General features: G+C 73.8%; 11 protein-coding genes, 1 tRNA gene and 1 pseudogene. 5 read left to right on the plus strand and 8 right to left on the minus strand.

From position 1 onward, the window contains the following. The 3 genes and pseudogenes from DVA66_RS13195 to DVA66_RS21680 all read right to left on the minus strand — a co-directional run. Positions 1 to 319, minus strand: a 319-nt coding sequence (locus DVA66_RS13195) for a glycerate kinase (RefSeq protein ID WP_198671740.1), incomplete at its 3' end; no start/stop codon positions are given. Between the two features lie 109 nt (positions 320 to 428). Further along, positions 429 to 566 carry a hypothetical protein gene (locus DVA66_RS21675; RefSeq protein ID WP_232821947.1) on the minus strand — a complete coding sequence of 46 codons (138 nt, stop codon included), beginning with the start codon at positions 564 to 566 and terminating at the stop codon, positions 429 to 431. 142 nt (positions 567 to 708) lie between these two features. Beyond that, positions 709 to 783 (minus strand): annotated as a pseudogene (locus tag DVA66_RS21680) (MerR family DNA-binding transcriptional regulator); the annotation flags it as partial. A gap of 92 nt (positions 784 to 875) precedes the next feature. On the opposite strand from DVA66_RS21680, the gene DVA66_RS13205 reads away from it, so the two are divergent. Then, complete coding sequence (locus DVA66_RS13205; protein WP_114560505.1) at positions 876 to 1,586, plus strand: SDR family oxidoreductase; 711 nt, start codon at positions 876 to 878, stop codon at positions 1,584 to 1,586. A gap of 108 nt (positions 1,587 to 1,694) precedes the next feature. Beyond that, a complete protein-coding gene (locus DVA66_RS13210) occupies positions 1,695 to 2,192 on the plus strand; it encodes a hemerythrin domain-containing protein (RefSeq protein WP_232821945.1) in 498 nt (165 codons plus the stop codon). On the opposite strand, the gene DVA66_RS13215 is transcribed toward DVA66_RS13210, so the two are convergent. After that, positions 2,111 to 3,313, minus strand: a complete 1,203-nt coding sequence (locus tag DVA66_RS13215) for a sensor histidine kinase (RefSeq protein WP_114560507.1) — start codon at positions 3,311 to 3,313, stop codon at positions 2,111 to 2,113. The genes DVA66_RS13210 and DVA66_RS13215 overlap by 82 nt on opposite strands. Continuing rightward, positions 3,306 to 3,986 carry a response regulator transcription factor gene (locus DVA66_RS13220; protein WP_114560508.1) on the minus strand — a complete coding sequence of 227 codons (681 nt, stop codon included), beginning with the start codon at positions 3,984 to 3,986 and terminating at the stop codon, positions 3,306 to 3,308. Before DVA66_RS13220 ends, DVA66_RS13215 begins: the two co-directional genes overlap by 8 nt. A gap of 86 nt (positions 3,987 to 4,072) precedes the next feature. Here DVA66_RS13220 and DVA66_RS13225 point away from each other — a divergent pair, with 86 nt between their 5' ends. Continuing rightward, entirely contained in the window at positions 4,073 to 4,723 is a 651-nt protein-coding gene (locus DVA66_RS13225) for a M15 family metallopeptidase (protein WP_114560509.1), read from the plus strand. Between the two features lie 13 nt (positions 4,724 to 4,736). On the opposite strand, the gene DVA66_RS13230 is transcribed toward DVA66_RS13225, so the two are convergent. Further along, positions 4,737 to 5,495, minus strand: coding sequence for an SDR family oxidoreductase (locus tag DVA66_RS13230; RefSeq protein WP_114560510.1), 759 nt, complete (start codon positions 5,493 to 5,495; stop codon positions 4,737 to 4,739). Between the two features lie 102 nt (positions 5,496 to 5,597). Between DVA66_RS13230 and DVA66_RS13235 the strand changes: the two genes are divergently transcribed. Then, positions 5,598 to 6,458 carry a helix-turn-helix transcriptional regulator gene (locus DVA66_RS13235; protein ID WP_114560511.1) on the plus strand — a complete coding sequence of 287 codons (861 nt, stop codon included), beginning with the start codon at positions 5,598 to 5,600 and terminating at the stop codon, positions 6,456 to 6,458. A gap of 85 nt (positions 6,459 to 6,543) precedes the next feature. Here DVA66_RS13235 and DVA66_RS13240 read toward each other — a convergent pair whose 3' ends face one another. Both DVA66_RS13240 and DVA66_RS13245 read right to left on the minus strand, forming a co-directional pair. Beyond that, on the minus strand, positions 6,544 to 7,326 hold the full coding sequence (locus DVA66_RS13240; RefSeq protein ID WP_232821946.1) for a haloacid dehalogenase type II: 783 nt from the start codon (positions 7,324 to 7,326) through the stop codon (positions 6,544 to 6,546). Between the two features lie 298 nt (positions 7,327 to 7,624). Then, positions 7,625 to 7,697, minus strand: a tRNA-Ala gene (locus DVA66_RS13245). 182 nt (positions 7,698 to 7,879) lie between these two features. Here DVA66_RS13245 and DVA66_RS13250 point away from each other — a divergent pair. Next, positions 7,880 to 9,019: a phosphatidylinositol-specific phospholipase C1-like protein gene (locus tag DVA66_RS13250; RefSeq protein ID WP_114560512.1), complete on the plus strand. Its 1,140-nt coding sequence runs from the start codon at positions 7,880 to 7,882 to the stop codon at positions 9,017 to 9,019. Positions 9,020 to 9,124 lie beyond the last annotated feature (105 nt).

Genomic DNA, 9,124 nt, shown 5'->3' on the forward strand with positions numbered 1-9,124 from the left:
CGGCGGCCGCGGTGCGCGGGTCGGGGTCGACCAGGGCCAGACCGCTGGCCAGGGCCGTCTCGACCACGGCGCGGCCGTCCTCGAAGAGCGCCCAGCCGGCGGTCACGGTGCCCTCGAGCGGTCCGCGGACCTCGGCGCGTCGCAGCTCGGCACCGGCGGAGACGGCCGCCTCCAGGGTGCCCTCGCCGCCGTCGGCGATGGGCAGCACGACCACCTCGGCGTCCGGGCGGGCCCGGCGCAGCCCGGCGGCGATGGCCTCCCCGGCCTGCCGACCCGTCAGCGTCCCCTTGAACTTGTCCGGCGCCACCAGTACCCGCATGCTCCCGCTCCCGTCGACCACCCCGTCGGGAGCCGATTGTGGCGCACCCGCCGGACCGGGCGGGCCGGAGGCGGCGGGGTGGACGGCGCATGCACCAGCAGAGGACGGGTCAGTGCGTCGCGACCTCAGCGCGGACCTCGGCGAGGATCCCGTCGAGCTGGTCCTTCGCGGCGTGGAGCTCCTCGATCTTCGCCGACAGCCGGGCGTGCTGGCGCTGGATCTCCTCCACCATGCCGACCGTGACCATCCGGGTGTCCTCGCACGGCAGGACCACCGCGACGGATCGGCTGGACAGTCCCGCTGCGAAGAGCCTGCGGATCAGGGTGGACGCGGGCCTCCGTGGCGTCGCCGTACACGCGTTGGCCGCCCGAGGTGCGCTCTGCGGTGATCAACCCCTGCTCCTCGTAGTACCTCAGTGACCGGACGCTCGCACCCGTCTCCCTGGCCAGGTCCCCGATGCGCATCTGCCTCCATCCCGGTTTGCCCCTGACACCGATGTGAGGTTCTAGCGTAGTCCGCGCGAGACGAAGCACCCCTTGTTCGACGAAGGAGAGACATGCAGATCGAGGACCGCGCCGTGCTCATCACCGGTGCCAACCGGGGTATCGGGCGGGCGTTCGTCACCGAAGCGCTGGCACGCGGGGCGAGGAAGGTCTACGCGGGGGTCCGCGCTCCCGAGGCGGTCGACGCCGAGCTGGCGGAGAACCCGCGGGTCGAGCTCCTGCGTATGGACATCACCGAACACGGGTCCGTCCGGGACGCAGCGGAGACCGCCCGGGACACGGCCCTGGTCATCAACAACGCGGGTGTCGCCGTCTTCGGCAGCGTCCTCGAGGGATCCATGGTGGACGCCCGCCGGGTGTTCGAGACCAACGTCTTCGGCACCTGGGCCGTGGCGCGGAGCTTCGCCTCCTCCCTGAAGGAGCACCGCGGTGCCCTGGTGAACGTCGTCTCGGCGATCTCCTGGTTCTCCCCTCCCCAGAACGGGGCCTACGCGGCGTCCAAGGCTGCGCAGTGGAGCCTCACCAACAGCATGCGGCTCGAGCTGGCTCCCCACGGCGTGCTGGTGCAGGGCGTCCACTTCGGGGCGGTGGACACCGATTTCGCCAAGGACTACACCGGACCCAAGATCACGGCGGACGAGGTCGCCACCATGTCCCTCGAGGGGGTGGAGGCGGGGCGGACCGAGGTCCTCGTCGACGAACCCAGCCGACTGGCCAAGGCCGCGCTCACCGACGTGCCGGACGTCGCGCCGTCGAACGGCTAGTCCGCCCGCTGGTGCGGCCCGACGCCTGCCGTTAGCCTGCCGGCAGCGTCGCGTGCCGGTGGCAGGCAGTGCCAGGCATGGAGGCGCCGGACGAGAAGGAGCACGACGATGACGACGTCGTCCTCCCGCCCTCCCGTGATCGAGGGCGAGCAGAGCAGGCTGGTGGCTTGGAGCCGGGAGCTGCGTGCGGTGCACGAGCGGCTGCGCGAGGCGCTGCGGGTGACCCGGGAGGCGGTCGAGGCCGGCGACCCGGTCGAGCCCGCGACGCGGGACCTGCTGCTGTACTGCCACGGCTTCTGCAGCGCGCTGGACGGCCACCACCGCGGCGAGGACCACCAGCTGTTCCCCGCCATCGCCGCTGCGCACCCGGAGCTGGCCGGCACCCTGCGGTACCTGCAGCAGGACCACTCGATGATCGCGCACCTGCTCACCGGGCTGCAGGAGGCGGTGCGCCGCTCGGCCACCCCCGCCGAGCTCGACCGGCACCTGGAGGGGATCGCGGCGATCATGGAGAGCCACTTCCGCTACGAGGAGCGCCAGCTGCTCCGCGTGCTCGACGGGCTCGCGCTGGACGCCGAGCCCGCCGACGTCCTCGGCCCGCTCTGAGCGGGGTCGGCGGGGAGCCGCACCGTCACGCACAGCCCACCGCCGGGACGCGGGCGCAGGGTCAGGGTGCCGTCGTGGGCGGTGACGATGGTCTGCACGATCGCCAGCCCCAGGCCCACCCCGGCGGAGTCGCCGGCGGTGCGCCCCTCGCCGCGCTGGAACGGCTCGGTGAGGGTGCCGACCAGCGGTGCGGGGAGCTCGGCGCCGGTGTTCTCCACCGTCAGCTCGACCCCGCCGTCGACGGCGCCGGTGCGCACCGCGACCCGCCCACCCTCGGGGAGGTTGTGGACGATCGCGTTGTGCACGAGGTTCGTCGTCATCTGCAGCAGCAGCGCGGGCGAGCCGACCACCGGAGCCCGGTCACCGACCACCTCCAGCGTGGTGCCGCGGCGCTCGGCCAGCGGCAGCAGCGTCTCGACCGCCTCCTCCGCCGCCAGCGACAGGTCGACCGGTTCGCGGGCCGAGGACGACTGCTCGGCGCGGCTGAGCAGCAGCAGCGCCTCGGTCAGGTCGATCGCACGGGTGTTGACGTCGGCGAGCAGCTGCACCAGCTCGCCGGTGACGCGGTCGGGGTCGCGGCGGGCCACGTCGAGCAGGGTCTGGGTGATCGTCAGCGGGGTGCGCAGCTCGTGCGAGGCGTTGGCGGCGAAGCGGCGCTGCTCGGCGACGTGGGACTCGAGCCGGGCCAGCATCCCGTCGAAGGCGTCGGCCAGCTCGCGGAACTCGTCGCGGCGGCCCGGCAGCTCGATCCGGTGGGAGAGCGAGCCGCTGCCGGCCCGGCGGGTGGCCGCGGCGATCTGCTGCACCGGGGCCAGCATCCTGCCGGCCAGGAACCACCCGCCGACCAGCCCGAGCACCAGCAGCAGGGCCAGCATCAGGGCGGCCTTCGGCGCGAACGCCTCCCACAGGTCCGACTGACCCGGGATGAAGAGGGTGCCGCCCGGCCTCCCCGGGCCGGCCCCGGGAACCCGCTCGACCGGCAGCACGACGGCGTCCTCGGGCACGTAGCGCAGCAGGAAGACCCACACCACCGCGATCAACCCGACCCCGGCCACCAGGACGAGGGCGGCATAGCTGAGGGTGAGGCGCAGGCGGACGCTGGTGCCCGGTGGCCTAGCCACGCCCGTCCCCGTCGACCACACCCATCCGGTACCCGACCCCGGGCACGGTCGCGATCAGCCACGGCTCGCCGAGGCGGCGGCGCAGCGCGGAGACGGTGATCCGGACGGCGTTGGTGAAGGGGTCGGCGTTCTCGTCCCAGGCGCGTTCCAGCAGCTCCTCGGCGCTGACCACCCCGCCCTCGGCGGCCATCAGGACGTCCAGCACCGCGAACTGCTTGCGGGTCAGACCGACGTAGCGGCCGTCGCGGTACACCTCCCGGCGGAACGGGTCGAGGCGCAGCCCGAGCATCTCCCGCACCGGCGGACGGTGGTGGGCCCGCCGACGGTCCAGCGCCCGCAGCCGCAGCACCAGTTCCCGCAGCTCGAACGGCTTGGTGAGGTAGTCGTCGGCGCCGAGCTCGAAGCCGGACGCCTTGTCGTCCAGCCGGTCGGCGGCGGTGAGCATGAGGATCGGCAGACCGCTGCCCGAGGCGACGATCCGCCCGGCGATCTCGTCACCCGACGGGCCGGGGACATCACGGTCGAGGACGGCGATGTCGTAGCGGTTGACCGCGAGCAGCTCCAGCGCGGTGTGGCCGTCGCCGGCGACGTCGGCCGCGATCGCCTCCAGCCGCAGGCCGTCGCGGACCGCTCGGGCCAGCACCGGTTCGTCCTCGACGAGGAGCACACGCATGGCCCGATGCTAGGAGGCCCGGCATATCGCCCGTGTAGCGGAAACGGCATACGCCCCCACCACGGCCGCCCGGCTTGGCTGCCGGTATGCCAACCGCTGCCGCACCCCGGACCACCACGCACCGTGCCCCTGCACCGCGGGCCCGGGCGACCGTCCGCCCCGCCTCGGTCGCCCTGCTGCTGGCCAGCCTCGGCCTGGCCGCCGCACTGCTCCACCAGTCGGTCTCGGGCTGGGCACCGACGAGCGGTGAGGTCGTCCCGGCCTCCGAGGTCGACGGTGTCGTCACCGCGGCCGACGGTCTGCTCCGCGACGGGGCCACGGTCGCCGACGACGAGCTGCCCGGGATCGCCTCCCTCGACGAGGACCTGCTCGAGGCCCTGCGGGCGGCGTCGGAGGAGGCCGCCGGGGACGGGCTCGTGCTGGTCGTCAACAGCGGCTGGCGCTCGGCGGAGTACCAGGAGCAGCTGCTGGCCGAGGCGGTGGCGACCTACGGCTCACGAGCGGAGGCGGAACGGTGGGTGGCCACCGCGGAGACGTCCCCGCACGTGTCCGGGGATGCCGTCGACATCGGACCGACCGACGCCGCGTACTGGCTGGGACGTCACGGCGCTGACCACGGTCTGTGCCAGGTCTACGGCAACGAGCCGTGGCACTTCGAGCTGCGCCCGGAAGCCGTCGACGAGGGTTGCCCGCCGTCGTTCGCCGACCCCACCGAGGACCCGCGGATGCAGGGCTGAGCGGGGCCGGCGCTCAGCGCGCGTGCGGGTCGGCGGCGTTGAGGGCGGCCACCACCTGCGAGTACTCGCCGCGCACCTCGGCGAAGCGGAGGAAGCCCACCCGCTCGACGAGGATCTCGCTCGCCTCGGGCTGGGTCTGCAGGAGGTGCACCACCTCGTCGGCGAACTCGTCGAGCGGCATCGCGAACTCCGACTCCTCCTGCCCCGGCAGCAACGCGGTGCGCACCGACGGCGGGACGATCTCGATGACCTGCACGCCGGCGGGCTCGAGCTGCAGCCGGATCGACTCGCTGAGCTGGTGGATGGCGGCCTTGCTGGCGTTGTAGGTCGGGGTCACCCGCAGCGGCACGTGGGCCAGCCCGGAGGAGACGGTGATGATGGCAGCGCCGGGACGGGTCTGCAGGTGCTCGGTGAGCGCGGCGACCAGCCGGATCGGGCCGAGCAGGTTGGTGGTGACGACCTCCTCGGCGTCGGCGAGGAAGTCGGGGCTGGTCCAGTCCTCGACCCGCATGATGCCCGCCATGGCGACCAGCACGTCGAGGTCGGGGTGGCGGCGCAGCACCTCGGCGGTGGCCTCGGTGATCGAGGCCGCGTCGGCGGTGTCGATGCGCACGGTGTCGAAGCCGTGCTCGGCGGCGAGCTGGTCGAGCAGCTCGGTGCGGCGACCGCCGATGATGACGGTGCTCCCGCCGGCCTGCAGGCGCAGCGCGAGGGCGAGCCCGATGCCCGAGGTGGCGCCGGGGATGAAGACGGTGTGTCCGGTGATGTCCATGCCACCCACCGTGCTCGGCGGGGGCGTGGGGCGGGAGAGCACCGCGGATCGGGGGACCCGCGGTCCCTGGCTGGGCGGACGCCCGCGGGTGAGGATGGGGGCGTGGACCGTGCTGGGCTGGCCGACTTCCTCCGACGCCGTCGCGCGGCGCTGCGTCCCGTCGACGTCGGGCTGCCGCCGGGAGCCCGGCGGCGCACCCCCGGGCTGCGGCGGGAGGAGGTGGCGGCGCTGACCGGGATGTCGGGTGACTACTACATCCGGCTGGAGCAGCGCCGGGGCCCGCAGCCGTCGGAGCAGATGCTGGCCGCGCTCGCCCGCGCGCTGCGGCTGACCGCCGACGAGCGCGACCACCTGTTCCGGCTCGCCGGGCACAACGTCCCCCGGCGCGACCCCGAGGACACCCACGTCGCACCGGCGCTGCTGCGGGTGCTGGACCGGCTGTCCGACACCCCGGCGCTGGTCCTGTCCTCCCTCGGGGAGACGCTGGTCGCCAACGAGCTGGCGAAGACCGTCTTCGGCGACCCGGACACCCGGACCGGTCTGGCCCGCGCCGACGTCTACCGCTGGTTCACCGACCCGACCGTCCGCTCGGTCTACCCGGCGGAGGACCACGAGCGGCAGGGCCGCAGCCTGGTCGCCACGCTGCGGGTGGCGCACGGTGCGGCCGGACGCGGGTCGCGGGCCGACGCGCTGGTGCGGGCGCTGCTGGCGGAGTCGACCGAGTTCACCGCGCTGTGGGAGCGGCACGAGGCGGCCCGGCGCTTCGAGGACTCCAAGGTGCTGCTGCACCCCGAGGTCGGCGCGATCGAGGTCGACTGCCAGGTGCTCTTCACCGCCGACCAGGGCCAGGCCCTGCTGGTGCTCACCCCGCGGCCGGGGAGCGAGGCCGAGGACAAGATCCGGCTGCTGGCGGTGCTGGGCCACGAGCAGTTCAGCGACCCCGGCCGCGACCTCGCGCGGTAGGCGTCCGGGCCCCGACCCGCCGATCGTCGACCCGCGCACCGGACCCGACGGCACCGGCCTCGTTGGGGCGGGAGCAGTGGCACCGCTACGGTCGGGAGCCGGAGTCCAGCACGTCGGCGAGGGCGGCGAGCCCGTCGAGGTGCAGGTCGAAGTGGTCGGTGTCCAGGGGTGCGTCGGCGACGGGACGGTCGATGAAGGCCGTCCGCATGCCGGCCGCCTGGGCCGCGCGGAGGTCCCAGGCGTGTGCGGCGACCATGAGCACGCGCTCCGGCGGGGATCCCACCACGTCGAGCGCGTACCGGTAGACCGCGCGCGACGGCTTGTAGGCGCGCACCGCCTCTCCGGACAGGACCTGGTGCCAGCGCAGGCCGGCGTGGTGGCTCAGGCGCAGCAGCGCGCCGGAGCTGGCGTTGGAGAGCCCGACCACCGGCACCCGAGCCGACAACGCCTCCAACGCGCCGGCGCTGTCGGGCCAGGGCGGCAGGCGGTGGCTCGCGGTCGCGAGCCGGGCCACCCGCTGCTGGTCTGCGCCGCCTGCGCCGTCGACGACGTGCTGCGCGGCTTCCGCGTCGACCACGTCGCTGACGGCGTAGGAGCGTTCCCCACGCTCCATCTTGCGCTGCTCGGCCGCGACGTACTCCTGCCACCGGGTCACGAGCGCCTGCTCCTGGGCTCCCGTGAGGCCCGGGATCGCCGTGCGCAGCTCCGAGCGCAGCCCTGCGGGCTCGTCCACGAGCGTGCCGAGCACGTCGAGCACCACGGCATCGATCCCCTCCACCACGATCCTCCGCTCCTCCCTCTGGTCCTCGGCGCCGGCGACCCCGTCGAGCGTGAGGCGCATCGTCTCCCCGAAGAGGTGCCGGAGCACGCCGCCGATCATCCTCGCAGGAGGGTCGACGTGCGAGCGGGTCGCGGCGATCGCCGTCTCCGTACCGCTACGGGCCGCAGCGCCTCGCGATCGGGCGGTTGACCGCCATCGCCCCGGGCGCGACGTTCCTCGTGCCCGGGGGCAACCACCCGGTGGTGGGTCCGTCGATCTCCCGTTCACGATGTTCCGCGCACCTGGACGGACAGGACGCTGGACTCGCGATCGAGCATGACGGCGAGCGGCGGGCGGACACGAAAAAGCCCCGTCATCAGACGGGGCCGTTCGATCTTCGGAGAAGTGGAGCTAAGGGGATTCGAACCCCTGACCTCTTCCATGCCATGGAAGCGCGCTACCAACTGCGCCATAGCCCCTCGTGGAGGTGCCCCCTCGCGAGGACCAGGAGAGAGTAGCGCGGGCCGTCGCCGCCGCACAAATCCGGCGGCCGTGACCGTTCCACCAGAGGTCGGCAGACGTTCACCCCGCTGTTGCGGACGGCGGGCCGCATGCCGGTGACGATGGGGACGACCCGCCCTCTCTCACCCCCGGAGGACCCATGTCCCGTCGTGCCCCGATCGTCCTCACCGCCCTCGTCGCCGCGGCCCTCGCCACCCAGGCCGCACCCGGCCCGGCCGTCGCCGACCGGTCCACCGACCGGGCCACCCGGATCAACGAGCTCCAGGTGGTCGCCACCCACAACAGCTACCACCGCGAGCTCTCCGGCGCGGAGCAGGAGGCCCAGCTCGAGGTCGACCCCGGCGCCGACCCCAACCTCTTCTACTCCCACGCCTCGCTCACCGACCAGCTGGCCGAGCAGGAGGTGCGCTCGCTCGAGCTGGACGTCCTGCCCGATCCCGACGGCGGTCTCTACGCCCACCCGCTGGTGCGCCGCAACGCGGGCCTGCCGCCGCTGGAGGACCCGGCCTGGCAGCAGCCGGGCACCAAGGTGTTCCACATCGTCGACGCCGACTACGGCACCACCTGCCCCACCCTGGTCGGCTGCCTGCAGGAGGTGGCCGACTGGTCCGCGGCGAACCCGCGGCACGTGCCGATGGTCATCATGCTGGAGTTCAAGGCGAGCGAGGACCGCTTCGAGGCGCTCGGCGGGGTGCAGAGCCCCGCCTGGGACGAGTCCACCTTCGCCACCCTCGAGGAGGAGATCCGCTCGGTCTTCGACGACGACCGGCTGATCACCCCCGACGACGTCCGCCGGCCCGGGCTCACCCTGGAGGAGTCGGTGCTGCAGCACGGCTGGCCGACCCTGGCGTCCTCGCGCGGGAAGGTGCTGTTCGCGATGGACAACACCAACGCCGTCCGCGACGCCTACCTGACGGACCACCCCAGCCTCGAGGGCCGGGTGCTGTTCACCGACTCCGCCCCCGGGACGCCGTCGGCGGCGTTCATGAAGCGCAACGAGCCCCGCGGCCACGTCGAGGAGATCGCCGGGCTGGTCCGGCAGGGCTACCTGGTGCGGACCCGTTCCGACGTGCCGATGGGCACCGTGCTGTCCGGGGACACGCAGATGCGGGAGGACGCCCTGCGCAGCGGCGCCCAGGTGGTCTCCACCGACTTCCCGGTCGCCGGGATGGCGGCGCGCTGGGACAGCGACTTCTTCGTCTCGCTGCCTGGTGACCTGGTGGCGCGGTGCACCCCCGTCCTCGAGCCGCGGACCTGCCGGGACGACCGGCTGGAGTGAGGCGCCGGCGCGCGGGGCTCGCCCTTCGACAGGCTCAGGGCGCTGGGGTGGGGTCGTGCCCGGGCGCTGGGGTGGGGTCGTGCCCGGGCGCTGGGGTGGGGGCGC

It is taken from the genome of Desertihabitans aurantiacus (assembly GCF_003344635.1).
In the GTDB taxonomy this organism is placed as follows: domain Bacteria; phylum Actinomycetota; class Actinomycetes; order Propionibacteriales; family Propionibacteriaceae; genus Desertihabitans; species Desertihabitans aurantiacus.